Annotated in this window: 22 protein-coding genes; 8 read left to right on the forward strand and 14 right to left on the reverse strand. The window is 65.8% G+C overall.

Features of this window, described 5'->3' with window-relative positions; genetic code table 11:
* Nucleotides 1–37 precede the first annotated feature (37 nt).
* The 6 genes from lptB to pyrG all read right to left on the reverse strand — a co-directional run bounded on the left by lptB (nucleotide 38) and on the right by pyrG (nucleotide 5,884).
* Nucleotides 38–754, reverse strand: a complete 717-nt coding sequence (gene lptB, locus ABWO17_RS05870) for an LPS export ABC transporter ATP-binding protein (protein ID WP_353116657.1) — start codon at nucleotides 752–754, stop codon at nucleotides 38–40.
* Between the two features lie 5 nt (nucleotides 755–759).
* Nucleotides 760–1,497, reverse strand: a complete 738-nt coding sequence (locus tag ABWO17_RS05875; protein WP_353116618.1) for an LptA/OstA family protein — start codon at nucleotides 1,495–1,497, stop codon at nucleotides 760–762.
* The gene (gene lptC, locus ABWO17_RS05880; protein ID WP_353116619.1) at nucleotides 1,494–2,360 is read right to left on the reverse strand and encodes an LPS export ABC transporter periplasmic protein LptC; all 867 of its coding nucleotides are present in this window, start codon (nucleotides 2,358–2,360) and stop codon (nucleotides 1,494–1,496) included. Before lptC ends, ABWO17_RS05875 begins: the two co-directional genes overlap by 4 nt.
* A complete protein-coding gene (locus ABWO17_RS05885; protein ID WP_353116620.1) occupies nucleotides 2,357–2,884 on the reverse strand; it encodes a KdsC family phosphatase in 528 nt (175 codons plus the stop codon). Before ABWO17_RS05885 ends, lptC begins: the two co-directional genes overlap by 4 nt.
* Nucleotides 2,874–3,686, reverse strand: coding sequence for a 3-deoxy-8-phosphooctulonate synthase (gene kdsA / locus ABWO17_RS05890; protein WP_353116658.1), 813 nt, complete (start codon nucleotides 3,684–3,686; stop codon nucleotides 2,874–2,876). The genes ABWO17_RS05885 and kdsA overlap by 11 nt, the downstream gene beginning before the upstream one ends.
* A 545-nt stretch (nucleotides 3,687–4,231) precedes the next feature.
* A complete protein-coding gene (pyrG, locus tag ABWO17_RS05895; RefSeq protein ID WP_353116621.1) occupies nucleotides 4,232–5,884 on the reverse strand; it encodes a CTP synthase in 1,653 nt (550 codons plus the stop codon).
* Nucleotides 5,885–6,383: 499 nt separating this feature from the next.
* Between pyrG and ABWO17_RS05900 the strand changes: the two genes are divergently transcribed.
* The 4 genes from ABWO17_RS05900 to mgtA all read left to right on the forward strand — a co-directional run bounded on the left by ABWO17_RS05900 (nucleotide 6,384) and on the right by mgtA (nucleotide 11,558).
* Nucleotides 6,384–7,193, forward strand: a complete 810-nt coding sequence (locus ABWO17_RS05900; protein ID WP_353116622.1) for a phosphoribosylformylglycinamidine synthase subunit PurQ — start codon at nucleotides 6,384–6,386, stop codon at nucleotides 7,191–7,193.
* A gap of 398 nt (nucleotides 7,194–7,591) precedes the next feature.
* Complete coding sequence (locus ABWO17_RS05905) at nucleotides 7,592–7,990, forward strand: hypothetical protein (RefSeq protein WP_353116623.1); 399 nt, start codon at nucleotides 7,592–7,594, stop codon at nucleotides 7,988–7,990.
* A gap of 228 nt (nucleotides 7,991–8,218) precedes the next feature.
* Complete coding sequence (locus tag ABWO17_RS05910; RefSeq protein WP_353116624.1) at nucleotides 8,219–8,656, forward strand: hypothetical protein; 438 nt, start codon at nucleotides 8,219–8,221, stop codon at nucleotides 8,654–8,656.
* 259 nt (nucleotides 8,657–8,915) lie between these two features.
* A complete protein-coding gene (gene mgtA / locus ABWO17_RS05915) occupies nucleotides 8,916–11,558 on the forward strand; it encodes a magnesium-translocating P-type ATPase (RefSeq protein ID WP_353116625.1) in 2,643 nt (880 codons plus the stop codon).
* A 164-nt stretch (nucleotides 11,559–11,722) separates the two neighbouring features.
* Here the strand turns inward: mgtA and ABWO17_RS05920 are convergent, their stop codons facing one another.
* The 4 genes from ABWO17_RS05920 to ABWO17_RS05935 form a co-directional block, all read right to left on the reverse strand.
* Complete coding sequence (locus ABWO17_RS05920; protein WP_051384265.1) at nucleotides 11,723–12,001, reverse strand: hypothetical protein; 279 nt, start codon at nucleotides 11,999–12,001, stop codon at nucleotides 11,723–11,725.
* The gene (gene gpmI / locus ABWO17_RS05925) at nucleotides 12,002–13,663 is read right to left on the reverse strand and encodes a 2,3-bisphosphoglycerate-independent phosphoglycerate mutase (RefSeq protein WP_353116626.1); all 1,662 of its coding nucleotides are present in this window, start codon (nucleotides 13,661–13,663) and stop codon (nucleotides 12,002–12,004) included.
* Complete coding sequence (gene rsfS, locus ABWO17_RS05930; protein ID WP_353116627.1) at nucleotides 13,660–14,244, reverse strand: ribosome silencing factor; 585 nt, start codon at nucleotides 14,242–14,244, stop codon at nucleotides 13,660–13,662. Before rsfS ends, gpmI begins: the two co-directional genes overlap by 4 nt.
* A gap of 167 nt (nucleotides 14,245–14,411) precedes the next feature.
* Nucleotides 14,412–15,065, reverse strand: coding sequence for a nitroreductase family protein (locus ABWO17_RS05935; RefSeq protein WP_353116628.1), 654 nt, complete (start codon nucleotides 15,063–15,065; stop codon nucleotides 14,412–14,414).
* Between the two features lie 461 nt (nucleotides 15,066–15,526).
* On the opposite strand from ABWO17_RS05935, the gene ABWO17_RS05940 reads away from it, so the two are divergent.
* Complete coding sequence (locus ABWO17_RS05940) at nucleotides 15,527–16,831, forward strand: phenylacetate--CoA ligase family protein (protein ID WP_353116629.1); 1,305 nt, start codon at nucleotides 15,527–15,529, stop codon at nucleotides 16,829–16,831.
* Nucleotides 16,832–16,990: 159 nt separating this feature from the next.
* On the opposite strand, the gene ABWO17_RS05945 is transcribed toward ABWO17_RS05940, so the two are convergent.
* The 3 genes from ABWO17_RS05945 to ABWO17_RS05955 all read right to left on the reverse strand — a co-directional run bounded on the left by ABWO17_RS05945 (nucleotide 16,991) and on the right by ABWO17_RS05955 (nucleotide 19,184).
* Complete coding sequence (locus ABWO17_RS05945) at nucleotides 16,991–17,359, reverse strand: hypothetical protein (protein ID WP_353116630.1); 369 nt, start codon at nucleotides 17,357–17,359, stop codon at nucleotides 16,991–16,993.
* A 220-nt stretch (nucleotides 17,360–17,579) separates the two neighbouring features.
* Complete coding sequence (locus ABWO17_RS05950; RefSeq protein WP_353116631.1) at nucleotides 17,580–18,086, reverse strand: 4Fe-4S dicluster domain-containing protein; 507 nt, start codon at nucleotides 18,084–18,086, stop codon at nucleotides 17,580–17,582.
* Nucleotides 18,087–18,092: 6 nt separating this feature from the next.
* Nucleotides 18,093–19,184 carry an FAD-dependent oxidoreductase gene (locus ABWO17_RS05955; protein ID WP_353116632.1) on the reverse strand — a complete coding sequence of 364 codons (1,092 nt, stop codon included), beginning with the start codon at nucleotides 19,182–19,184 and terminating at the stop codon, nucleotides 18,093–18,095.
* Between the two features lie 388 nt (nucleotides 19,185–19,572).
* On the opposite strand from ABWO17_RS05955, the gene ABWO17_RS05960 reads away from it, so the two are divergent.
* From ABWO17_RS05960 to ABWO17_RS05970, 3 genes are all read left to right on the forward strand, one after another.
* A complete protein-coding gene (locus tag ABWO17_RS05960) occupies nucleotides 19,573–20,004 on the forward strand; it encodes an ACT domain-containing protein (RefSeq protein WP_007521890.1) in 432 nt (143 codons plus the stop codon).
* Between the two features lie 323 nt (nucleotides 20,005–20,327).
* A complete protein-coding gene (locus ABWO17_RS05965; RefSeq protein WP_353116633.1) occupies nucleotides 20,328–22,313 on the forward strand; it encodes a molybdopterin-dependent oxidoreductase in 1,986 nt (661 codons plus the stop codon).
* Between the two features lie 169 nt (nucleotides 22,314–22,482).
* Complete coding sequence (locus tag ABWO17_RS05970) at nucleotides 22,483–22,878, forward strand: hypothetical protein (RefSeq protein WP_353116634.1); 396 nt, start codon at nucleotides 22,483–22,485, stop codon at nucleotides 22,876–22,878.
* A gap of 22 nt (nucleotides 22,879–22,900) precedes the next feature.
* Here the strand turns inward: ABWO17_RS05970 and ABWO17_RS05975 are convergent, their stop codons facing one another.
* Nucleotides 22,901–24,571, reverse strand: coding sequence for an NAD+ synthase (locus tag ABWO17_RS05975; protein WP_353116635.1), 1,671 nt, complete (start codon nucleotides 24,569–24,571; stop codon nucleotides 22,901–22,903).
* Nucleotides 24,572–24,642 lie beyond the last annotated feature (71 nt).

The following is a 24,642-nucleotide window of genomic DNA, read 5'->3' on the forward strand; positions in this document are numbered from 1 at the left end:
TGCGCATTTGCCTGGCAGGACGTGAAACCGGCAGTCGTTACAGCGAAAAGCCTTCGCCCAGATACACATCCCGCGCGCGCGGATTGTCCACGATATGAGCTGGGGTGCCTTCCAGTATCACCTCGCCCTGGTGCACCAGATAGGCCCTGTCGCAAATGTGCAGGGTTTCCCGCACGTTGTGGTCGGAAATGAGCACCCCGATGCCCCGGTTGCGCAGGCCGGTGATGAGCTGCTGGATGTCGTCCACGGCCAGCGGGTCGATGCCCGCGAACGGTTCGTCCAGCAGGATGAACTTGGGCTCGCGGATCATGGACCGGGCGATCTCCAGCCGTCGTCGTTCGCCGCCGGAAAGATGCAGGGCCACGGAATCGGCCAGGTGGGTGATGCCGAAGTCCTCCAGCAGCATGTCGCTGCGTTCCTTCTGCTGCGCCCTGGAAAGCCCGGTGTGTTCGAGAATCATCTGAAGGTTCTGGCGCACGGTGAGCCGACGGAAGATGGAGCTTTCCTGCGGCAGGTAGCTCAGTCCCACCCGTGCCCGTTCGTGCAGGGGCCAGTCGGCGATGTCGCGGCCATCAAGCTCGACCCGTCCCGATGTCGGCTTGATGATGCCGATGAGCATGTAGAACGTGGTGGTCTTGCCCGCGCCGTTGGGGCCAAGCAGCCCCACGGTCTCGCCCTGGGTCACCGTCAGCGATACGCCGCGCACCACCTCGCGCTGGCCGAACTGTTTGTGCAGGTCCTCGCCGCGCAGCATCGAGCTCACTGGGCAGCCCCCTTGGAGGTGGCATCGCCCGTGGAGGCGTCCCTGGTGTCGTTGACGTCCTTGGGGTCCTTGGAAGCGGGCTTGGCGTCCTTGCCGTTATCCCTGGATTCGCCAAGGGGGTTCACGTCGCCGGACGAGGTGAACACCGCCTGCACCCGCTTGGTGGAGGTGCCGCGCACTTCGCTGCGGTTCTCGCGGGTGTAGAAGGTGATGATGTCGCCCTTGATGCTGTTCTCGCCCTCGTGCAGCACGGGGTTGCCTTCCATGACCAGCACGGCGTTGTCCACGGTGTAGGTGGCCTTCTCGCATTCGCCGGTACGGGTATCGCGCTTCATGCGCACGTTGCGCTCGGCCACCATGCGGTCGATCTCGCCCGCGTCCATCCCACCTGGGCCACCCGCCCCCGTCCCGCCAGAAGCGCCCGAAGTGCCCGAAGTGCCAGACGCTTCCGCACCCTGCCCTGCCCCTGCCTTGCCGGACTTGGCCGCCTTCTTGCGAAGGTGCAGGGTAATCTTTTCGGCCCACATCTCGAAGTCGGGCCGCTGGACGTACACATCACCCTCGAAGACCACTACCTGGCCCTTGGCGTCGTACTGCATGCGGTCGGACTTGACGGCGGTGGGCACGTCACGACGCACCTCGGTGGCCGATTTGGCGTCAGCCGCCACGGCGGGGGCCGAAAAGGTCAACAGCAGCGCCACGCACAGCGCGGAGCGGATGCCGGTATGTCTCATTGCCTGTTCTCCTGCTTGGTTGGCTTGGATGCGCCCGCGTCCCGCCGCGCGGCCTTGGGGGCCGCTGACTTCTTGTCCGGTGACGTTTGGTCGGATGACTTCTTGTCCGGCGACTTCTTGCCCGACGACTTCTTGTCCGGCACCTTCTGCGCGGTCTTCTTTTGCGCGGCGGCCTTTTTCTGCGGGGGAGTGGGGGCGGCTGCCTTGCGGGCGTCCTGCGCCTGTCCGGTCCTGACCGAAGTCGCCCTGGTGGTCGCGGCCTTGTCCGTAGCGGGCTCGCCGTTCACGCCGCCCGAACGAGGAACAAGCAGCATGGACACGCCGTCGCTGCCGCGCAGCACGTCGCTGGCCATGTCCCATTCCAGCCTAGTGGCGTTGCCCGAAAGGCTCTGCCCCTCTATGCGGGCGCCTTCGGGAAAATACATGGTCCGGCTGGTGCCGTTGTACACCATAAGCCTGGCAAACAGTTCATGGCGGTCGTGGGTGGCATGCACATCGTCCCACATGCGCATCATCTGTATCTGCTGCTGCACTTCGCCCTTCCTGGCCACGATGCGCAGCTGCCTGCCGCCGTCCATCTGGTAGACAAGGTCGGGCCTGTCCACGTCGATGGCGTTGTTGCTCTGGCGCAACTGGGCCCAAGTGGCCTTCAGCCGCCACAGTTCAATGCCCTTTTCGCCCTGCACCAGCTCGATACCCTTCATGGCCACACCCACCGCCTCTTCCAGCGTGGTGGCATCGGTAACGCCGCCGGAAATGGCCGATTCCAGCGCCTGGCGCATTCCGCCCTGCCAGCGCCACGCGGCGGCCCCGCCGACAAGCAGTGCCACCAGCAGCAGGATCAACAGCGTACGGCGTCTCATGCCTGCTCCGGCCAGCTTTCCAGCATGCGGTCCAGCACCCCCTGCTCCACCAGCAGAAAGCGGATGGCTTCGCGCACGGCACCGTGACCGCCGTTGGTGGTGGTCACGTAGCGGGCCAGGGCCTTGACCTCTGGCTGGGCGTTGGCCACGGCCATGGGCAGGCCCACCAGCTTCAGCGGACCGAAGTCCACCCAGTCGTCGCCAAGGTAGGCCACCTGCGACCATTCAAGGTCATACTTGCGGCGAATGGAGTCGATGCATTCCGACTTGTGCAGGAAGCCCGCGTGGTAGTCCTCTATGCCAAGGCTGCGGATGCGCGCCTCGACCGCGCCGGAGGCAAGCCCGGTAATCACCGCAACGGTGATGCCAGCGGCCTGCGCCAGCTTGATGCCCAGCCCGTCCTGCACGTTGAAGCGCTTGGTCACCCGGCCTTCGTCGTCATAGTACAGGCCGCCGTCGGTCATCACGCCGTCCACGTCCAGCACCAGCAGCGAGATGGACCGGGCCAGGTCTTCAGCTCGCATGGGGCAGACTCCAGAGGGCGGCAAAATCGCGCAGCAGCGGGGCCAACCTGTCCAGCGGCCAGCTATTGGGGCCGTCGCACAGGGCGTGGTCGGGGTCGGGGTGGGTTTCCAGGAACACCCCGTCGACCCCGGCGGCCACGGCTGCCCGGGACAGCATGGGCACGAAGCGGCGGTCGCCGTCGGACGAGGTGCCCTTGCCGCCGGGCAACTGCACCGAGTGGGTGGCGTCGAACACCACCGGCACGCCGAAGCCCTGCATGATGGGCAACGAACGGAAGTCAACCACCAGATTGTTGTACCCGAAGCTGGCCCCGCGTTCCGTCAGAAGGATGCGGTTGTTGCCGGTGGAGCGCAGCTTGTCGAGCGCCGGGGCCATGTCCCACGGGGCCACGAACTGCCCCTTCTTGACGTTGACCACCCGGCCCGTCTGGGCGGCGGCCAGCAACAGGGTGGTCTGGCGGCACAGGAAGGCGGGAATCTGGAGCACGTCGGCCACTTCGGCCACGGGCCGGGCCTGTTCCGGCTCGTGGATGTCGGTGACCACGGGCAGGCCGGTTTCCTGCTTGATGCGGGCCAGCCATTCCATGCCGCGCGCAAGTCCGGGGCCGCGAAAGCCGTCCAGCGACGTGCGGTTGGCCTTGTCCCACGAGCTTTTGAACACGACGAACAGCCCGGCGGCCTCGGCCGCCTCGCGCACGGCATGGGCGGTGTCCAGGGCCAGTTCCAGGCTTTCCAGGGCGCATGGCCCGGCGAAAATGAACCGGCGCGCCTTCAGGCGCTCGTACAGGGCGTCCGGCGTCATGCCGCCGGATGTGGCCGGGGCGACCGGTGATTCGGGGGCCGGGGTGGTGCTGGGTGATTCGGGATGCATGGTTCTCCGTGGCGGATGAGGGCGCGGTGCCCCGGCCGCATGCGGCACGTGTGGTCGCATATGGCGCGCGCGGGCGGTGCGCTTCGAAAATATGCAGTGTGGCTGCGGGCGGTGCGGGACGAAAAGGGCGCGTCCCCCCCCCTGCCCCGCCGGACGCTTTTACCATCAGTCGGCGGCTTTCGCCACATCGGTTTGCCGATGGTCCGGCGAAAGGCGGACGCTTTCAGGGAAAGACCGGCGATGACCACGCAAGAGGCAAACGCTTGCCACGCAGACACGTAACATTGCGACGCAATGCCGCCTCGTCAAGGGATACCGGAAAAAAGGGATACGGAAAAAACAGGCGCACGGGGCACGACACCGCGTGCGTCCCGCCCTATCCACGCCGTCCCCCGCCGACGCCCCACGGACGGCAACGCGCCTTCCGCGGGGAAGGCGCGTTGCGTCATATCCGTGATGTGCGTGCCAGCGGCGGGCTACTTGCCCTTCTTGCCGCCCTGGGCTTCCTTCTTGGCCGCCTTGATGAACTCGCGGAACAAGGGGTGCGGGCGCATGGGGTTGGACTTGAACTCGGGGTGGAACTGGCAGCCCAGGAACCACGGATGGTCGGGCAGTTCCACGATTTCCACCAGTTCGCCGTCGGGCGAAAGGCCGCTGAACACCAGGCCCTTTTCGGCCATGGCCTCGAAGTAGGCCTTGTTGAATTCGAAGCGGTGACGGTGGCGTTCGTCCACGCGTTCGGCGCCGTAGGCGTCCCACGCCTTGGTGCCGGGCACCACCACGCAGGGGTACGCGCCAAGGCGCAGGGTGCCGCCCTTGTCGCTGGAGGCGTCGCGGCGCTCCACCGCGCCCTTGCGGAAGTCGTACCACTCGGTCATCAGGTAGATGACCTTATTGTCGGTAAGCTCGTTGAATTCTTCGGAGTTGGCGTCAGCCAGCCCCAGCACGTTGCGGGCGTATTCGATGACCGCGCACTGCATGCCAAGGCAGATGCCGAAGAAGGGAATCTTGTGCTCGCGCGCGTGGCGGATGGAGCGGATCTTGCCTTCCACGCCACGATGCCCGAAGCCGCCCGGCACCAGAATGCCGTCGCACCCGGCCAGCTTTTCGGCCACGTTGGCCTCGGTGATCTCTTCCGAGTTCACGTAGCGCAGGTTCACCTTTACCTTGTTGGCCACGCCGCCGTGGATCAGCGCCTCGTGCAGGCTCTTGTACGCTTCCTTGAGGTCCACGTACTTGCCCACGATGCCGATGGTCACCTGCCCTTCCGGGTGCGAGCAGGTGTGGATCAGCGTCTCCCACGACTCGAGGTTGGCGTTCTTGGCGGGCAGGCGCAGCATGATGGCGATCTTCTGGTCGAAGCCTTCTTCGTAGAAGCGCAGCGGCACCTCGTAAATGTTGTCCACGTCCACCGACGAGAACACGGCGTCCTGGTCCACGTCGCAGAACAGGGCGATCTTGCGCTTGAGGTCGACGCTGATGGCCTTTTCGCAACGGCACAGGATGATGTCCGGCTGGATGCCGATGGAGCGCAGTTCCTTGACGCTGTGCTGGGTGGGCTTGGTCTTGTGCTCGCCCGCGGCCTTCAGGTAGGGCACCAGCGTCAGGTGGACGTACAGGCAGTGGTCCTTGCCGAGGTCGCCGCGCAACTGGCGGATGGCTTCGAGGAAGGGCAGTCCCTCGATGTCGCCCACGGTGCCGCCGATTTCGATCAGCGCCACGTCGGGTTCGTCCTCGGCCAGGCCGAGGATGGCGTTCTTGATCTCGTCGGTCACGTGCGGGATGACCTGCACGGTGCCGCCCAGGTAGTCGCCCCGGCGTTCCTTGGTGATGACGCGGTTGTAGATGGACCCCGAGGTGTAGTTGTTCTTCTGCGTCAGTGACTCGCCAAGGTAGCGCTCGTAGTGTCCGAGGTCGAGGTCGGTTTCCGCGCCGTCATCGGTGACGTACACTTCGCCGTGCTGGAACGGGTTCATCGTGCCGGGGTCGACGTTGATGTAGGGGTCGAGCTTCTGGATGGTTACCTTGAGCCCACGGGCCTTCAACAGCGCTCCGATGGACGCGGCGGCCAGCCCCTTGCCGAGCGAGGACAGCACGCCCCCGGTGATGAATATGAACTTGGTCTTCATGAAACTCCTGCCTGAGTGACTGGTTGCTCTCGCTCGCGGCGCGCGGATCGTGCCGCACGCGCGTTACAGCGCTCGCCCTTCGGTTGACGCGATACGCAAAAAAACGCCATCAGGACCTTATGCCACATTTTCGGCATGAAGGTCAGCCGTTGACGTGATGTACCACTGGAACGTAATATCGACGGTCCCGGCTATCCCCAGCGTACGGCAGCATTGCCATGGCGTCTGAAACAGCGGGCGCAGGACAGCGGAAACGGTTCGGGCACGGCCCCCGTTTCCGCCGCGTCGTTCAGGCCCCCGAAAACTTTTCCGGAAACTTTCGCGGAAACGTCCTTGACGGGCAGGCCCCATCCGGGCATGCGTCCCCACAGGCCTGCGGACATGCCTGGGGGCATGTCCGGGTACAGCCGAACGGCGCAGCGCTGACGAGTAGCTAGTCGAGGCACATCCCCCTGTCAAGACAGTCAGGACAGACAAGAAACCCATCGAGGAGCAGCGCATGGCGCAGGTGAACACGCTGGTCATCACCGGCTACGGCACGAACTCGCACGAGGAATCGGCCCACGCGGCCCGCCTTGCCGGCGCCGACCGGGCGGATGTGGCGCATTTCGCCGACATCGTGGCCCGCAGGATCAGGATCGAGGACTACAACTTCATTGTCTTTCCCGGCGGCTTCCTGGACGGGGACGACCTTGGCGCGGCCCATGCCGCAGCCCAGCGCTGGCTGCACCTTTCCGATGCCGACGGGCAGGCCCTGCTGGACCGCCTGAAGGAATTCGTGGCCCGGGGCGGCTTGGCCATCGGCATCTGCAACGGCTTTCAGCTGCTGGTGAAGCTGGGTCTTTTGCCCGCGCTGGACGGCAAGTACTTCGAGCGGCAGGTGTCGCTGGGCCACAACGATTCGGCCCGCTACGAAGACCGCTGGGTGACCCTGAAGGTGAACCCCCAGAGCCCCTGCGTGTTCACCAAGGGCATCGAAACCCTGTACGTGCCCGTGCGCCACGGCGAGGGCAAATTGGTGCCGCTGGACGACGAGGTGATGCGCCGCCTGGTGGCCGAAAACCTGGTCACCCTGCAATACGCCCACCCGGAAACCGGCGCGGTGACCATGGAATACCCGTGGAACCCCAACGGCTCTCCGCTTGGCATCGCCGGGCTGACCGACCCGTCCGGGCGCATCCTGGGCCTGATGCCCCACCCCGAAGCCTTCAACCACCCCACCAACCATCCGGGCTGGACGCGCGGGGAACCTGCGACGTTGGGCACCGTGCTGTTCGAAAACGCGGTACGCCACCTGCGCGGCCAATAGTCCGAAGCAGTCGCGCGGGGAACCTGCAACGTTGGGCACCGTGCTGTTCGAAAACGCGGTACGCCACCTGCGCGGCCAGTAGTCCGAAGCCGTCGCGCGGGGAACCTGCGACCCTCGGTACGGTGCTGTTCGAGAACGCGGTACGCCATCTGCGCGGCCAGTAGGCCGCAGCTGCCCGGCCCCCGCACCGGTACCGTCACATATCCGCACGCAACGCGGGAAGGGAATGCACGCATCCCCTTCCCGCGCTTCGTTGTGCGGTGCCAGCACCTTTTCAAGCCGGGGCCGGGGCGGTATAGGCGGGTGAAGCGGGGCAAGGGTGTCCCCGGTGCAATCCGGCCCGGCGCGTACCGAACTGGCCCGGCATTTCCCCCATCCCATTCAGGAGGACGCACGCCATGATTCGCTGCCATGCCTGCGGCGCGGATGCCTCCACCGGCTGGGTGCTCGGCTTCGTGCCCTCGCCCGACAACCTGAAGATGGGCCTGTGCCGCGCGCACGACACCCCGGACAACCGCAAGCTGGTCAAGACGGCATGGCGCGCCCTGATGGAACGCGAAATCCGCGCCATGAACGAGCTTTCCGGCCACAAGGCAGGCGCGGTGCAGCGCTGGCGGCTGGATATCGCGTTCATCGACGGGGGCACGGTGACCCAGGACTGCCTGGAATGCACCACCACTCCGCAGGGTACCCTGCAAGTGCTGCTGCCAGACGGCACCCTGCGCTTCTACCCCCTGCCCCAGATTCGCCGCTACGACCTGCGCCCCGTGCCCGCCCCGACGGTGGACAAGGCGTAGACGCCGGGCGCGGGCATCCGGTCCATCCTCGCCTTCCGTATCGATTCACCCCTCCGGGCCGCTTCCCCCGCCCATACCGCCCTTTCCACGGTAGTTCCGGTGGCTCTTTCCTGCCCCCCCTGCCAGTCCCCTGCCCGAGTTGACAGCCATGGCCGGTGGATGCATATGCAAGCGCTTGCAAACGCCTGGCCCGCGCGGCCACCGCAACCGACAACCACGGAGACGCCCATGTACGCCGACGCCGCCACCGAAGCCGCCGTGAATGCCTTCATTGCCCAATGGACCGCCGGGGAAGACGGCGCGGGCGTGCTGCCCGTATTCACTGCCCTGTGCGACCACCTGCACACCCACGATGGCGCGGTGGCGGAATTCGTCAGCCGCCCCGGCGTCAGCCATTCGCTGCGCGGCACCTTTCCCGGTTGGGCCGCGCGCCCGCTGGCCGTGCTGGTGGACGTGATTGACGACGACCCTGCCGCGCGCTGGCTGTCGGTGTGCTTTCACGACGATTCCCTGACCGACCCGGAAGAGCGCGGCGACTGGATTCCCACCGGCCTCAACGGCAACGACGCCCGCTGCTTCAATCTGGAAGACGGCGACGAAGAGTTCATGCTCTACGTGAAGGATCGCATTTCCGAAGCCTTCGCCCACTGCCGCGCCAACGCGTAACCATCAATTATCCCAAATTCTCCTGTGGATCCATCGCACAGGAAACATTTCCGGGGCATGTTCGCCAGAACATGCCCCGGTCCCGTACGTACCCCGCACGCTGTAACGATCCGTCGGCGCAGCCGGTTCCTCCCCCACCCATGTCCTGCATCCGCGTTCATGCCCCGCGACGGATGCAACATGCCTGTCGACCAGCCCCACCATATACGGTACATGACGGACAGTCCGTACAGTCCTGCAACTCCCTCCCGGAGTGTACATGCGAAGGGGCCATGCTTCCGTCATCCCGCGTGACATGGCGCGTCTGCGCACCTCTGCCACGGGCATTCAGGTGCCGTCGGAACTGGTTGCCGCCTCCGGTTCCGAAATCCCCGCGCTTCTGGCCCGGCTGAAGACGACTCCGCATGGCCTTGCGCAGGGGCAGGCCGAACGTCGCCTGCGCCTGCACGGCGCCAACGCCGTCGTCACCGAGCGGAGTCACCCCCGCCTGCGCATGCTGGGCAAGGCACTACTCAATCCGCTCGTTATCCTGCTGCTGGTGCTGGCGGCGTTGTCGGCGCTCACGGGTGACATGCGGGCCTCCACCGTCATGGGCCTCATGGTCGTGCTGGGCGTGGGCCTTCGCTTCGTGCAGGAGGCAAGGGCCGATACCGCCGCAGCCCGGTTGCGCACCATGATTTCGGTAACGGCGACCGTGGAGCGCGAAGGCACCCCCCGCGAAATCCCCCTTTCGCACGTGGTGCCCGGTGACATCGTGCACCTGGCCGCAGGCGACATGATTCCTGCCGACGTGCGCCTGATATCGTGCAAGGACCTCTACGTCATCCAGGCGAGCCTGACCGGTGAATCGCTGCCCGCCGAAAAATCTGATCACGTGGAGGACGGCGCTGGCCGCAGCCCGCTTGAACTGCGCAACATCTGCTTTCTGGGAACCAGCGTCGGCAGCGGCACGGCCACGGCGGTGGTGGTGTCCACCGGGGGCGCCACATATCTCGGCAACATGGCCAGCGCCATCACGGACGCCCCACCGCCCACCAGCTTCGACAAGGGCGTGACCCGATTCACTTGGTTGATGATCCGCTTCATCGCGATCATGGTGCCCTTGGTGTTCGTCATCAACGGGCTGACCAAGCACGACTGGCATCAGGCCTTCTTTTTCGCCATGGCCGTGGCCGTGGGGCTTACCCCGGAAATGCTGCCCATGATCGCGACGGTGTGTCTTTCAAAGGGCGCGCTGGCCATGTCGCGCAAGCGCGTCATCGTCAAACGTCTCAACGCCATCCAGAACCTTGGCGCCATGGACATCCTGTGCACCGACAAGACGGGCACCCTGACCATGGACCAGGTGGTGCTGAAGCTGCACCTTGATGTGCGCCTGGACGAAGACGAAGCGGTGCTGGCACTGGCCTACACCAACAGCCACTTCCAGACCGGCCTGAAGAACGGCCTTGACCGGGCCGTGCTGTCGCATCATGAGCTGCATCAGGAACAGGGCATTCCGAAGTTTCGCAAGCTCGATGAGATTCCGTTCGATTTCCAGCGCAAGATCATGTCCGTGGTGGTGGAAACGCCCGACCACGTGGTGCGCCTGATCGCCAAGGGCGCATGCGAGGAAATCTTCCAGCGCTGCACCCTCTGTGAATTCGGGGGAACCACGGTGCAGTTGGACCAGGCGCTGCGGGCAACCGTGCACGCTGCTTACGAAAAATTGAGCGCCGACGGCTTTCGGGTGCTGGCGCTGGCCTATCGCGATATCACCGTTGAGGCCCCTGGGTCGGGGCCCGCGTTTTCGAAAAAGGACGAGGCGGACCTGACACTGCGCGGGTTCATCGCCTTTCTGGACCCACCCAAGGAAACCACGGCGCCAGCCATCCGGGCCATCGAAGCGTTGGGGGTATCCCTCAAGGTGCTCACCGGCGACAACGACATGGTCAGCCGCAAGATATGCCGTGACGTGGGCGTGCCCACGGAACACGTGCTGACGGGGGCGGAGATCGAGGCCATGGACGATGCCGCGCTGGCGTCCCAGGTGGAGCAGGTGACGCTGTTCGCCCGCCTTTCGCCTGCGCACAAGCAGCGCATCATCAGCGCGTTGCGGGGGCGCGGCCACGTGGTGGGCTTCATGGGGGACGGCATCAACGATGCCCCGGCGCTGCGCGCGGCGGACGTGGGCGTTTCCGTGGACACCGCCGTGGACATCGCCAAAGAGGCCGCCGACGTCGTGCTGCTGGAAAAGAGCCTGATGGTGCTGGAGCAGGGCATCATCGAGGGGCGCAAGGTTTTCGCCAATATCCTCAAATACGTGCGCATGAGCGCCAGTTCCAATTTCGGCAACATGTTCAGCGTGCTCGGGGCCAGCGCCTTCCTGCCCTACGTGCCCATGCTACCCATTCAGGTGCTGCTGAACAACCTGCTCTACGACGTTTCGCAGGTGCCCATTCCCACGGACGAGGTGGATGCGGAACAACTGGCTGCCCCGCGTCCGTGGGCGCTGGACCGCATCACCCGGTTCATCCTGTTCTTCGGGCCGTGCAGTTCCCTGTTCGACTACGCGACCTTCGGCGTCATGCTGCATGTCTTCGACTGTTGGGCACCGGACAAGGCCGCGCTGTTCCAGACGGGCTGGTTCGTCGAATCCATCCTCACGCAGGCGCTGATCATCCATGTCATCCGTACCAGCCGTATCCCCTTCGTGCAGAGCCGGGCCAGTTGGCCGCTGATCCTGACCACAACGGGCATCATGGCCTTCGGCATGTGGCTGCCCTATTCGCCCATGGCCGACGCATTGGGCATGGTGGCGCTGCCGCCGCTCTACTGGCCTCTTCTGGCGGGCATGTCGCTGGGCTACGTGCTGCTTACGCAGGGCGTGAAAATGCTGCTCCAGCGCAAACGCTGGATTTGACGCGGTCATGCTGTCGCATTGCCGGGCATGCGGTCATATTCCGACGAAAGTCCTTCGGTCATGACAACGCCCGGCATGGGCATGGCGTCTTGAGCGCCATGCCCATGCCGGGCGATTGCAAACGGGAGGGGCGGAAGGACGTGCAGGTCCACCCGCGGTACGTGCTAGGCGAAGTCGGGGTCGATGGCGGCGCGGCCGTTGTCCAGCATCACCTTCAGGAAGCGCACGGTGCGCTCGTCCACCGGCACGATGGGAAAGTGCTGCATGCACGAATCGCACTGGGCCATGGAGGGCTGGGTGGGGCTGATCAGCGGCACCTGGCGGCGGCAGTGCGGGCAGGGGTAGAAGAAGATCACTTCCAGCCCGTCGGGGCGTACGGGGTTCAGGGGCTTGCGGCTCTTGCCGTCCTGCCCGTTGTTCCCGTTTCTGTTGTCACCGGCCATCTATGCCGCCTCCGTGTCGCCGTCTTCACGCATTTCAGGGTCAGGCACAATCAGGGATGTGCCGGTCATCAGGTCCGGCTTGTCCACGCCCCACAGTTCGAGAATGGTGGGGGCGATGTCCCCCAGCCTGCCGTCGCCGCGCAGGCGCAGCATGCGCATGCCGTCGGGGTTCGCTGCCTCGCGCTCGGCCACCACGCAGTGCACCCGGTTGGTGGTGTGCGCGGTCTGCGGGTTGCCTGCACCGTCCAGCAGTTCTTCCGCGTTGCCGTGGTCGGCGGTGACGATGAGCCGCCCGCCCGCGCCCAGCACCGCCTCTGCGATGCGGCCCACGCAGGCATCCACCGTTTCCACGGCGGCAATGGCCGCCGGAATGATGCCGGTGTGGCCCACCATGTCGCAATTGGCCAGGTTGCAGACCACAAGGTGGTAGCCGCCCTGCCGCCATTCTTCCAGCAGCAGGTCGGTGACCTCCACCGCGCTCATGGCGGGCTTCAGGTCGTAGGTGGCCACGTCGCGCGGGGATGCCACCATGCGGCGTTCCTCGCCGGGGAAGGGTTCCTCGCGGCCGCAGTTCAGGAAGTAGGTGACGTGGGCGTACTTTTCCGTCTCTGCGATGCGCAGTTGGCGCAGCCCCATGGACGAGACCACCTCGCCGATGGTCATGGCCAGGTTGTCCTTGCCGAAAGCCACGGGCACGTCGAAGCTGGCGTCGTAGCCGGTCATGGTCACGAAGCCGGACAGCACGGGCCGCCTGCCGCCGTCGGCATCGCGGTCGAAGCCGTCGAAGCCGGGGTCGATGAAGGCGCGGGTCAGCTGGCGGGCGCGGTCCGCCCGAAAATTGAAGAAGAACACGCCGTCGCCATCGGACACCCGGCCCACGGGCACGCCGTCTTGCGCGACCACGCGGGGGGTGATGAACTCGTCGGTCTCGCCCGCCGCATAGGCCGCGCGTACGGCCTCGGCCAGCGAGCCTGCGCCAGCCTCCACCAGGGTGCCCTTGCCGCCGGTCACACCAGTAAGGGCCGTCCACGCCAGCGCGTTGCGCTCGTAGCGCTTGTCGCGGTCCATGGCGTAGTAGCGCCCGGTCAGGGTGGCGATGCGCCCCCAGCCCGCGTCACGCAAAATGGCTTCCAGGTCGGCCACGTAGCCCGCGCCGCTGGTGGGCGAGGTGTCGCGCCCGTCCAGAAAGGCATGTATCAGTACGGGAATGTTGCGGGCCCTGGCCGCTTCGACCAGGGGGCGCAGGTGGCGGATATGGCTGTGCACCCCGCCATCGGAGAGCAGGCCCATCAGGTGCAGCCGCCCGCCCTTTGCGGCTATGGATTGCAGCAGGCCGCACAGGGCGGGGTTGCCCGCCAGTTCGCCGTTTTCTGCGGCGATGTCGATGCGGGTCAGGTCCTGATAGACCACCCGCCCCGCGCCGATGTTCATGTGGCCAACTTCGGAGTTGCCCATGAACCCGTCGGGCAGGCCCACGTCACGCCCGGAGCAGGCCAGCGTGGTGCGCGAGGGCAGCGCCGTGAGCCGATCAAGGTTGGGGGTGCGCGCCAGCGACACCGCGTTGCCCGGCCCGGCCGGGGCAATGCCCCAGCCGTCCAGGATCAGCAGTACCGTGGGGGTCGGACCCTGCCCCTGCCCCGGTCCGGCACCCGGCGTGCTCACTGGGCTTCTCCGTCGCCCTTGGGCGCGGCGGGTTTGCGGCTGCGCGCGCGGGGCTTGGGGTCCTCCGCGTCCGCATCGGCGGACGAGGTGGCCGCGCGCTTGGTGGTCACGGCGGCGGCGCGAGCGCCAGCCACCTTGCCCGCCATGCGGCGCACGCCGCTGTGGGTGCCCGCCGAGGTGGTGGCGGCCTCCACCGGCGGGGCCAGTTCACGCCCGTCATGCAGCACCGGCGCGTCCGACCACAGGCTTTCCAGCCGGAACATTTCGCGTACCGGAGGCTGGAAGACGTTGATGATCACGTCGTTGCAGTCGAGCAGAATCCACTGTCCGGCCTGGTAGCCTTCCATGCGCAGGAATTCGATCTTTTCGTCGTCGCACATGCCCAGCACGTGGTCGGCCAGGCCCTGCGCGTGACGCACGGAACCGGCGGTGACGATGATGATGGACTCGGCAAAGGCGTTCATGCCCGCAAGGTCCAGGGCCAGCACGTCGCGGCCCTTCTTTTCTTCCAGCCAGCCGACGAAGGTGGCCACCTTCTCGGCGGTGGGGATGTCCTTGAACTTCTTTTCAATGGGTTTCATGCGGTGTCCTGTGGTCCGGCCCGCGCGTGGCGCGGCCCGTATGTTCATATGCATGCGGCGGAAGGTCCGCCGATGGCGTCATGTGAATGCGGCGTGCGGTTGCATGGGCCGCTCGGCTTGCCCCGCCCCGCATGGTCCGGGGGCTGGGGGGCGCATGGCCGCCGCTGCTACTTCCTGTCCTGTGCGTTGCCGCCGTGGCTCAGCAGCAGCACGGATTCCAATGGCCGCTTGGGCACGTGGTGGGTGCCGTCCGCGTCGCGATGGTAGCGGATGTCGCCATCCGCGCCCACGGTGTCCAGCACGCGGCTTTCTGCGGGCACGCCCAGCGCCAGCACCAGCACAAGGTCCAGTTCGGCATGGGGGGCCGCATCCAGCCCCAGAGCCGCTCGCACGCCGTCACGGTCGAACGCGCCGATCATGCAGCAGCCAAGGCCCATCGCCTGCGCGCCCAACTGAATGGTCTGGGCCGCGATGCCAAGGTCGATTTCCGGCGTGGGCGCCCCCTTCCTGTCGCAGAGCACGGCAATGTATGCCGCCGGGCGCTCGCCAGGAACCGGTCCGTCCCAATCCTTGAGATAGGCGGCCCAGCGCAGGTGCGGAAACAGTGCACCATTGCGCGCGGCGTCGGCGCTCACGGCGTAGCGCAACGGCTGGCGGTTGGCCCCGCTGGGGCACACCCGCGCCGTATCCACCAGCGCGTGTAGCGCGGACAGGGGCACGGCGGCGTCTTCCCTGAAGCGGCGGCAGGTGCGCGCATCGCGCACGCATTTGGTGAATGCGGCGAAATCCGGTGATTGCACGACAGAATGCGGCACGGTCATGGTGCGGGTTTCCTGCGGAATAGCGTGGCTGGCGGCATAACGGCTATGGGCCGGACGGCCTGCCGGTTCACTGTCCAAACATTTCATATACCGCATTCCCCACCGCTCCGCAAATGCCTGTGTGCTGGGCTTTTCGGTGAATCGGGCCGGCAGGGCTCAGGCCAGCAATGACGGGAAAACCGGACCGACAAACGCAAGCGAACAGCCCGGCCTTGCAACGGTTCGCGCGGCTCCCCCGGGTGCCCCGTCCGCCCGGTCATTCCCCCCCCTGCATTTGCCATCTTGCGCACGCATTCCCGCTGCCCTCGGCCCGCATCGCGCAGGCCCCGTACCGGCCCGGCATCCTTGACCACATGCCGCAGTTGGGGCACAAGTTGGCCTTGCCCGACATGTGTCGCACGGGCCGCCCGCGCCAGCGCGCCGCGCGGCACCGCCTGCGGTGAACCAGAGAGGAGAGCCCCATGATTTTCGACGTCGACCGCGAGACGCTCCCGCGCGAGGAGCTGGAAGCGCTGCAACTGCGCAGGTTGAAGAACCTCTGCGAGCGCGTCTACGCCAACGTGCCCCACTACCGCCGCCGGTTCGAAGAGGCGGGGGTGACCCCGGCGGACATCAAGCGGCTATCCGACGTCACCCTGCTGCCCTTCACCGAAAAGCAGGACCTGCGCAACAACTATCCCTTCGGGCTGTTCGCCGTGCCCAAGGACACCATCGTGCGGCTGCATGCCTCCAGCGGCACCACCGGCAAGGCCACCGTGGTGGGCTACACCAAGCGCGACCTGGACAACTGGGCCGAACTGATGGCCCGCAGCCTGGCCGCCGCCGGGGTTACCCGCCGCGATCTCATCCACAACGCCTACGGGTACGGCCTGTTCACCGGCGGCCTTGGCGCGCACTACGGCGCGGAACGCCTGGGCGCCACGGTCATTCCCGTGTCCGGCGGGGCCACCAAGCGCCAGGTGCTGCTGCTGCGCGACTTTGGCGCCACGGTCATCTGCTGTACCCCCTCGTACAGCCTGTACCTGCACGAGGCGGCAGAAGAAGCGGGCATCGATCTGCGCGAACTGCCCCTGCGCATCGGCGTGTTCGGCGCGGAGCCGTGGACCGAGGAAATGCGCGCGGAAATCGAGACCAAGCTCGGCATCGACGCCCTGAACATCTACGGCCTGTCCGAAATCATGGGCCCCGGCGTTTCCATGGAATGCGTGGAAGCCAAGTGCGGCATGCACATCTACGAAGACCACTTCCTGCCGGAAATCATCGACCCGGTCAGCGGCGAGGCCCTGCCCCCCGGCGCCACCGGCGAGCTGGTCATCACCACGCTGACCAAGGAAGGCATTCCGCTGGTGCGCTACCGCACCCGCGACATCACCTCGCTGGACTACACCCCCTGCGCCTGCGGGCGCACCCACGTGCGCATGCGCCGCGTGACGGGCCGCAGCGACGACATGCTGATCATCCGCGGGGTGAACGTGTTCCCCTCGCAGATCGAATCCATCCTGATGGAAACCGAGGGGCTGGCCCCGCACTACCAGTTGCTGGTCACCCGCGAGGGGAACCTCGACAACATCGAGGTGCAGGTGGAAGTTTCCGAGGAATTCTTCTCGGACGAGATCAAGAACCTGCAACGCCGAGAAGCCCGGTTGCAAAAGACCATCAAGGAATTCCTGGGCGTTACCGCCAAGGTGCGCCTGGTGGAGCCGCGCTCCATCCAGCGTTCCGAGGGCAAGGCCAAGCGCGTCATCGATCTGCGCGAGAAGTCGTAGACGCGGCACGCAGGATTACGAATGCGAAAAGGGGGCTTCGGCCCCCTTCTTTTTTGCGCGTCAATTGCTGCGCCCGGCATGTACTGCCCGGACTCGTGCTTCCAACAGGTGTATTTCTGTGGACAGGCGCGTGTTGCCTTTCCCCGGACTCCCCCCCTGTCAGCGTGGCCGCGTGCTTTTCAGGTATCGCCGGGTTTCCCAGAACATCCCCCCGAGAACGCCAATCCCCATCACGGGGGCCAACACCTTCGCCGCAATGTCGTTGATCTGAAACATCAGAACGGCCAGACAGACCAGTGCAATCCCCATCAGCATGGTGGAGATGAAATACTGACGGCGCACTTCCGAAGGAATGTACAGATCGTAGGCGAATGCAGCGACGTAGGCCTTCTGGTTGACGCTATCCTTGAAGTCCTGAGGCAGGAAATCCAGAATTTTCAGTTCGGCGGGTCCGTTGAGGTACCCACCGACGAGGAAGCAGGGGATCCCGACGACCAGCGCCACCAGCGTCATCCACTTGAACAACATGCGCCAACCTCCGCTTGCATCCTGTCCCGTCGAACTGTCGCCTGCAATACCTGCGGGCTACGCCCAACGCCACCGCGCCCACCACATCACCCGTATGGCAAAAGCCTCATGTCAACGCTCTGCTGGATATAGAAGGACAACGCAAGCAAAAACGGCAACGGCGGGGCAACCTTGCTTCAAGGTCGCCCCGCCGTTGGATTTTCGCGTTTTTTCGTGCCAGCTACTTCTTGGGCCGGATGTGCGCTAGCACACGGTCGCGGGCCTGCCGCGAGGCTTCCGTTTCCAGTTCGTCCAGTTCGTCGCGGTCGGCAAAGCGGATGGCTCCGCAGGGGCACATTTCCGCGCAGGCGGGGCCAAGGCCCACGGCGCGCCGCCCCACGCACAGGTCGCACTTGCGCACGGCCACGCCCCGGTCGGTGGCGAAAAAGGCCGCATAGGGGCAGGCGATGACGCAGTTGCGCGTCTCGCAGCCCCGGCAGAGCATGGGTTGCAGCACCACTGCCCCGTCACGGTCGCGTAGCAGCGCACCCCGGTTGCACACCTTCATGCAGTGGGCGTGTTCGCAGTGCTGACAGTAGATGGGAATCATCTGGCCGTCATTGGTACGGGCCATGGCGATGCGCGGCGTGTCGTACAGAAAGCCGCACACGGCCTCGCACGTTTCGCAGCCGATGCATTTGCTGTAGTCGATATGCAGGGTCTTGCCCCTGCCGTGGCATTCCGACATGGCGCGCTACCTCTGCTCGCTGGGGGCGCCGGGGCGCGTTATGACGTCGGCGTCGTAATTGTATTCGTTTTCGCGGTGCTGGGCCTTCAGGTCCAGCCAGTTGGTCAGCGAGCGCGCGGCACGCAGCCCGCTGTACACCGCCTTGCCGATCTTGCTGGGGCCGGTCAGCACGTCGCCCGCCACGAAGACGTTCTCTATGCTGGTCATGTGCAGCCAGCGCACCTCGCCCTTGCGCACGTTTTCCAGCCCCAGTTCCTTCTGGAACGGCGGGGTGGGAATTTCGCCGATGGAGGTGACGATGACGTCGGCGGGCAGCACTTCGGTCTCGCCGGTGTTGGCATCGGCCATTTCGATGGCGGCCACGTGCTGGCCGGTTTCATCGGCCACGATGCGCAGCGGGGTGCGCCGTTCCAGCCATTCGCAGCCCGCGTCGATGAGCCGGTCCACCTCGTAGCTGCCCGCCGGGGCTTCCTTCTTGGTGCGCCGGTACACCATGACCACGCGTGACGCCCCCAGGGCTTTCGCGCTGTGGGCCACGTCCATGGCCGAATGTCCGGCCCCGATGACCACCACGGTGCGCCCTTCCACCGGCGGTACGGAAACATTGCTTGTGGCGTACTTCACCGCGCGGATGGGGAACAGGAATTCCAGGCCGGAATAGACGCCCTTCAACTGCTCGCCGGGTATGCCCAGCTTGCGCGACTTCCACGCGCCGCTGCAGATGATCACGGCGTCATGCTCTTCCACCAGTTCGCCAAGGCCCCGGATGTCGCAGGAGAAATGGTCGCCCTCTTCCTCGTGCAGGGGGGCGCTGCAACAGATCTTGGTCTTGTTGTGGAAGTTGACCCCGAACTTGCGCGACAGGGTGAATACCCCGCGCTGAATGCGGTCCGCCGGGATGCGGTGGCCCGGAATGCCGAACAGCATCAGGCCGCCGGGCTTGGGCAGCTTGTCGTAGACCTCTACCTGATAGCCCAGGCACCCCAGGTACCCGGCGGCGGCAAGGCCCGAAGGCCCGGCGCCGATGATGGCGACACGCCGCCCGTTGGGCGGTGCGGGTTCTTCCCGCATGAAGGCGAAATTCATGGCGTTGGACATCGATGCTCCACGGTGCTTGCCGTGCGCCGGGCCGCGAAGTGCGGCGCGCGCAACGTGCGTGTTCAATATAGCCACGGGGCCTGCTTCCGCAAGCCTCGCGATGGGGCTGCCGCATCTGGGTGACACATCAAGATGACACATCTGGGTGACACATCCGGGTGACACATCTGGGGGGGGCACATTCGCGACGAACCGGTCTTGGGCGTGCTCGGCAACGACGAGCAAAGCAGAACCGAGTACGCCGGGCCGAGCACAATGGGCGATGACGCATCCGGCACCGGTCAGGCTGCCCCGGCTTGTCAACAGCCCGCCGGGGATGGTATCCACCTTCAATGACTGCAACGGCAGGGCGAACCGGCCTGCTTCACCCCGCAAAAGGATTGTCGCCATGAAAGTGGAACAGATTTCCGTATTTCTCGAGAACAAGGCCGGACGCCTGGCCGAGGTAACCCACACCCTGGCCGAGGCGGGCATCAACATCCGCGCCCTGTCGCTGGCCGACACCTCGGACTTCGGCATCCTGCGCCTGATCGTGCACGACCACGAAAAGGCCAAGGCCGCCCTGAAGGACAAGGGCTTCACCGTGGGCCGCACCTCGGTGGTGGCCGTGGAAGTGCCCGACCATCCCGGCGGTCTGGACAGCATTCTGCAACTGCTGAGCACGCGCGGCGTCAACGTGGAATACATGTACGCCTTCGTGCAGCAGAACGGCACCAACGCGGTGCTCATCTTCCGCTTCGACCGCACCGACCAGGCCATCGAAGTGCTGAACGAGGCGGGCATCCCCGTCATTTCCGGCGACAAGCTGTACCAGAACTAGGGGCTGCCAGCAGCGCCCTTTCCCTGACCGGATGGGGCCGGGTCCGGTTGCTGCCGGATCCGGCCCTTTTTCCATGGTAACGGGGGCCACTCGGGCGCTGCTCAGTCAATGACACGCCCCGCGCCGCGCTTCCGTGACCGGGGTCACGGAACCCACTGACCATGCGGTGCACGGTGGCCGTGCGGGGGGGCGCGATGCCCGTCAAGCCCAGACCGCGCCACAGCAGGGCCATGACCGGGCGGCGCTCCGTCACACCGATGGTGGGCAGCCACTGCCGCAGATCGCCCTTTCCTTTCGTCAACCCGCTCCCCACGGAGTTTCGCATGCAACGCCTTTCCGCCTGTTCCCTCGACTGTCACGGAGCCTGTTCGCTGGTGGTGCACCTGCCGGACGAAGAAATGTCCGTGCATGACGACCCCACCGGGGGCGTGCGCGTTTCCGGCAACCCGGACCACCCGTTCACGCGCGGGGTGGTCTGCGTCAAGGGGCGCGGGCTGGCCGCCCGCCGCCTGAGCCCCGACCGCATCACCACGCCGCTGGTGCGCGGCGCGGACGGCGCGCTGCACCCGGCCACCTGGGACGAGGCCCTGGCCCTGTGCGCGTCGAAGCTGGACGTCCTGCGTGATACGCCGCAGTCCATCCTGCACTTGCGCGGGTTCGGGTATCGGGGGGCACTGGCGGAGGCCAGCAACTATCTCTTCAACAGCCTGGGCGCGGCCAGCAAGCGCGGCTCGCTGTGCGACGGCGCCGGTGATGCCGCCTGCGAGGCCGACTTCGGCGCGCCGGACCACAACGACAGCGACGACCTGGCCAACGCCGCCGCCATCGTCAACTGGGGCAAGGATCTGGCCCGGTCATCGCTGCATCTGGGGCTGATGGTGCGCGATGCCCGCAAGCGCGGCGTGCCGGTGCTGACCATCTCACCCGGCGGTGACGACAACGACGCCTTCACCGATGCGCGCATCCGCATCCGCCCCGGCAGCGACCGTTTTCTGGCCGCCGCCGCCATTCGCCGCCTGCTGGTCGATGATGCCGTGCCCCCGGCCATCAGCGGGCACACGCGCGGCTTTGCGCACTTCCGGGACATGCTGCTGGCACACAGCGAATCCGATCTGCTGTCCGCCTGCGACGCCACCCCGGCGGACCTGGATACCCTGTGCCGGTGGATGCGCGGTCAGGCGGGCACTGGCGGCCCCACGGCCAGCCTGCTGGGCTGGGGGCTGCAACGCTACTTGCGCGGCGGCGAGAGCGTGCGTTGCATCAACGCGCTGGTCATGCTGTCCGGCAACATGGGCGTTTCCGGCGGGGGGGCGTACTACGGCATTTCCTCCGGCCGCAGCCTGGACCTTTCGTGGGGCAAGAAGGCGGGCACGCCCGCCCGCACCTTCCTGCTGTCGCACCTTGCGCAGGAGCTGGCGCAGGCAGCCCCGCCAGTGCGCTTCCTGTGGGTGGACGCCTTCAACCCGGTAAACCAGTCGCCCGACGCCCCGGCCCTGGCCCGCGCCGTGGAGGGCATCGACTTCACTGTGGTGGTGGAGGCCTTTCTCACCGACACCGCCAGCCGGGCCGATGTGGTGCTGCCCTGCGCGCTGGTGCTGGAACGCGAGGAAATCTTCGGTTCCGCCTACCACAACTACATCGCCTATGCCGCGCCCGCCTGTCCCATGCCCGGCGAGGTACGCCACGACTTCGACATCGCGCGCGGCGTGGCCGAGCGGCTGGCCCGGCCCACTCCCTTCCCGAACCGGGAGGACGTGCTGCGGCAGGCCCTGCGTTCGCCCCAACTTAAAGTATCACTTGAAGAACTGAAAGCCACGGGCTGGACCAAAGCCAAGCGTCCCGCCGTGGCCTGGGAAGGCCTGCGTTTCGCGCATCCGGACGGGCGGTACCACCTGCCCGAGGCCCTGCACCTGAACGGTGCCGCCCCGCCCACGCCGAACGGCGCTGCACAGGACGACTACCCCCTGCACCTGCTGACCCTGCTGGCCCCGGACCATCTCAACTCGCAGGTGGGCCTACCCGAACGCCAGCCGACCGATGATGCGGCCCCGCTCACCGTACAGGTGGCGCCGGAATGCCCGGCCCTGGCCGCGCTGGACATGGCCCGCCCCGTGTTCATCGCCTCGCCGCATGGCCGCATGCCCGTGCAGGTGCAAACCCTGCCCGGCATCCACCCCCGCACGGTCATCATGCCGCGCGGCGGCTGGCTGGCCCATGGCCGTTCGCCCAATGCCATTATCGCCCCGCTGGCCACCGACATGGGCGACAGCACCGCCTATTATGATCAGCGGGTGCGATTGGAGAATTGAAAAAGAAAACGTTATGTTGCTTGTGGAATCCGGGCTCGTAGCACGCTGGAGATTCATGTGTTTATATAGCTATCCATATGGCAGTCATTGACATGCGCATCTTTCGCGGCGTAGCACGAAATAAATATCAGGACGACCACATAAACACACAAAAACTGGATGTCGCGCAATGAAGGCAATCGTCTATTTATTGTTTACAGTGATGCTTTCTGGTTGCATGGCTGTACGCTACTCCAACCGTTCTGCGGACGAGCTGCGAACAGAGAAATATTTTGTTGAAACATGGCGCGAAGAAAAAAACTTAATAGACATTGCTCACAACATATACATGTTTAGCGCAAAATGCGGAAACATTGTAGCTGTAACACTAGATTCAAAAAACAAAAAATATGGTAACGCCAAAATTGAAGTCCCTGGATGGTCGGCAGGAAACGTTATATTAATAATAGAATTCAACGAAACATCAGCGAATAGCACATCAATCACAGCTTGGGATGAAAACAAAAGTTCGTTTTGGGTCTCGAAATATAAAAAAGCTATAGCTGACCCTACACGCTGCGAATAAACCTGTTTTATTCAACCACCTGTCACTCCAACACCAACCGGCTTGCCACGGGCATGCGCCAGCCGGTACCGAAGGCGCGGTCGGTCACCTTCAGGCCGGGCGCGGCCTGCCGCCGCTTGAATTCGGAAATGCGCACCAGCCGCAGCACGTTGTCCACCACGGCGGGGTCGAAGCCTTCGGCCACCACGGCGTTGCGGTCCATGTGGTGCACCACGCTACGCTCCAGGATGGCGTCCAGCACCTCGTACGGGGGCAGGCTGTCGGTATCCTTCTGGTCGGGCCGCAACTCCGCCGAGGGGGCCTTGTCCAGAATGGCCGCGGGGATCAGGTCGTACCCGGCCTGCGCATTGCGCCAGCGGCACACCCGGTACACCAGCGTCTTGGGCACGTCGGCGATGACCGCAAGTCCCCCGGCCATGTCGCCGTAGATGGTGCAGTAGCCCACGGCCAGCTCCGACTTGTTGCCAGTGGTCAGCAGCACCGCGCCCGACTTGTTGGAAACGGCCATCAGCAGGTTGCCCCGGATGCGCGACTGGATGTTTTCCTCGGTCACGTTGCGCTCGGTGCGGCCCAGCGCGCCGAACACCGGCGCCAGCGCCGCGTCGAAGCCCGCCATCAGCGGGCCGATGGGCACCGTATGTACCGTGTCAGCAGGCAGGCCCAGATTACGGGCCACGGCCAGCGCATCGGTCACGCTGCCTTCGCTGGAATGGGGCGAGGGCATCAGCAACGCCCGCACGTTCTCCGGCCCCAGCGCCTCTGCCCCGACAGCCGCCACCAGTGCCGAATCCACCCCGCCGGAAAGGCCCAGCACCGCGCCGGTGAACCCGCACTTGCGGGCATAGTCGCGGGTGCCCATGACCAACGCATGCCACACCTGCGCCTCCGGCTCCGCCGGGTCCGGGCAGATGGTGCCCGTGCCCGCCGCAACGTCCACCAGCACCGTGTCTTCCTCGAACGGGCGCCCGCGTGCAATAAGGTGTCCCACCGCGTCGAACGCCACGCTCTTGCCCGCGAACAGCAGGTCATCGTTGCCGCCCACCTGGTTGGCGTACAGCACCGGCACCCGGTAGCGCGAGGCCACGCGCGACAACATGCGCTCGCGCACCGCCTGCTTGCCCAGCGTGAACGGCGAGGCCGAGAGGTTGATGATGACGTCGACTCCCGCCAATCCGAGGTCCGCCACCGGGTCGGTCTCGTACTGGCGGTGTTCCTGCCAGAACGTCTTGTCGTTCCAGATGTCCTCGCACACCGTGACGCCCAGCCGCCAGCCCGCCACCGTCACCGCGCCGCAGTTCACCCCCGGCTCGAAGTACCTGCGCTCGTCGAACACGTCGTACGTGGGCAACAGCACCTTGCGCGTGGCCACCGTTACCGTGCCCTCGTGCAGCAGCACCGCCGCGTTGTGCAGCCGGTTGCCCACCGGCGTGGGGTTGGGCACCGGCGCGCCCACCAGCACCGGCGGCGCATCCTTCAGCCGCAGGGCCAGCGCCTCCAGCGCCTTGCGGCAGCCAGGCACAAAGTCGCGCCGCAGCAGCAGGTCGCGCGGGGGGTACCCGCAGATGGCCAGCTCCGGCGTGACGCACAGCCCCGCACCCCGCGCGGCCGCTTCGTGCGCCGCCGCCTCGATGCGCGCCGCATTGCCCGCCACGTCGCCCACCACCATGTTCAACTGCAACAACGCGATGTTCATTGATGTTCTCCGGAATGACAGAGGCTGGGATGGACCTCGGGGAGAGGGGAGAAAACTTTTGGAAAAGTTTT

This window comes from Nitratidesulfovibrio sp., from assembly GCF_040373385.1.
Taxonomy (GTDB): domain Bacteria; phylum Desulfobacterota; class Desulfovibrionia; order Desulfovibrionales; family Desulfovibrionaceae; genus Cupidesulfovibrio.

What these genes read in the sequence shown, in the direction of transcription:
- mgtA (WP_353116625.1), top strand. Translation starts at nt 8,916, where the DNA reads ATGCGAAGGGGCCATGCTTCCGTCATCCCGCGTGACATGGCGCGTCTG.
- ABWO17_RS05950 (WP_353116631.1), bottom strand. Translation starts at nt 18,086, where the DNA reads ATGTCGGAATGCCACGGCAGGGGCAAGACCCTGCATATCGACTACAGC.
- lptC (WP_353116619.1), bottom strand. Translation starts at nt 2,360, where the DNA reads ATGAGACGCCGTACGCTGTTGATCCTGCTGCTGGTGGCACTGCTTGTC.
- ABWO17_RS05965 (WP_353116633.1), top strand. Translation starts at nt 20,328, where the DNA reads ATGCAACGCCTTTCCGCCTGTTCCCTCGACTGTCACGGAGCCTGTTCG.
- ABWO17_RS05970 (WP_353116634.1), top strand. Translation starts at nt 22,483, where the DNA reads ATGAAGGCAATCGTCTATTTATTGTTTACAGTGATGCTTTCTGGTTGC.
- ABWO17_RS05940 (WP_353116629.1), top strand. Translation starts at nt 15,527, where the DNA reads ATGATTTTCGACGTCGACCGCGAGACGCTCCCGCGCGAGGAGCTGGAA.
- kdsA (WP_353116658.1), bottom strand. Translation starts at nt 3,686, where the DNA reads ATGACGCCGGACGCCCTGTACGAGCGCCTGAAGGCGCGCCGGTTCATT.
- ABWO17_RS05900 (WP_353116622.1), top strand. Translation starts at nt 6,384, where the DNA reads ATGGCGCAGGTGAACACGCTGGTCATCACCGGCTACGGCACGAACTCG.
- ABWO17_RS05920 (WP_051384265.1), bottom strand. Translation starts at nt 12,001, where the DNA reads ATGGCCGGTGACAACAGAAACGGGAACAACGGGCAGGACGGCAAGAGC.
- ABWO17_RS05875 (WP_353116618.1), bottom strand. Translation starts at nt 1,497, where the DNA reads ATGAGACATACCGGCATCCGCTCCGCGCTGTGCGTGGCGCTGCTGTTG.
- ABWO17_RS05885 (WP_353116620.1), bottom strand. Translation starts at nt 2,884, where the DNA reads ATGCGAGCTGAAGACCTGGCCCGGTCCATCTCGCTGCTGGTGCTGGAC.
- rsfS (WP_353116627.1), bottom strand. Translation starts at nt 14,244, where the DNA reads ATGAAACCCATTGAAAAGAAGTTCAAGGACATCCCCACCGCCGAGAAG.
- ABWO17_RS05910 (WP_353116624.1), top strand. Translation starts at nt 8,219, where the DNA reads ATGTACGCCGACGCCGCCACCGAAGCCGCCGTGAATGCCTTCATTGCC.
- ABWO17_RS05955 (WP_353116632.1), bottom strand. Translation starts at nt 19,184, where the DNA reads ATGTCCAACGCCATGAATTTCGCCTTCATGCGGGAAGAACCCGCACCG.
- lptB (WP_353116657.1), bottom strand. Translation starts at nt 754, where the DNA reads ATGCTGCGCGGCGAGGACCTGCACAAACAGTTCGGCCAGCGCGAGGTG.
- pyrG (WP_353116621.1), bottom strand. Translation starts at nt 5,884, where the DNA reads ATGAAGACCAAGTTCATATTCATCACCGGGGGCGTGCTGTCCTCGCTC.
- ABWO17_RS05975 (WP_353116635.1), bottom strand. Translation starts at nt 24,571, where the DNA reads ATGAACATCGCGTTGTTGCAGTTGAACATGGTGGTGGGCGACGTGGCG.
- ABWO17_RS05945 (WP_353116630.1), bottom strand. Translation starts at nt 17,359, where the DNA reads ATGTTGTTCAAGTGGATGACGCTGGTGGCGCTGGTCGTCGGGATCCCC.
- ABWO17_RS05960 (WP_007521890.1), top strand. Translation starts at nt 19,573, where the DNA reads ATGAAAGTGGAACAGATTTCCGTATTTCTCGAGAACAAGGCCGGACGC.
- ABWO17_RS05935 (WP_353116628.1), bottom strand. Translation starts at nt 15,065, where the DNA reads ATGACCGTGCCGCATTCTGTCGTGCAATCACCGGATTTCGCCGCATTC.
- ABWO17_RS05905 (WP_353116623.1), top strand. Translation starts at nt 7,592, where the DNA reads ATGATTCGCTGCCATGCCTGCGGCGCGGATGCCTCCACCGGCTGGGTG.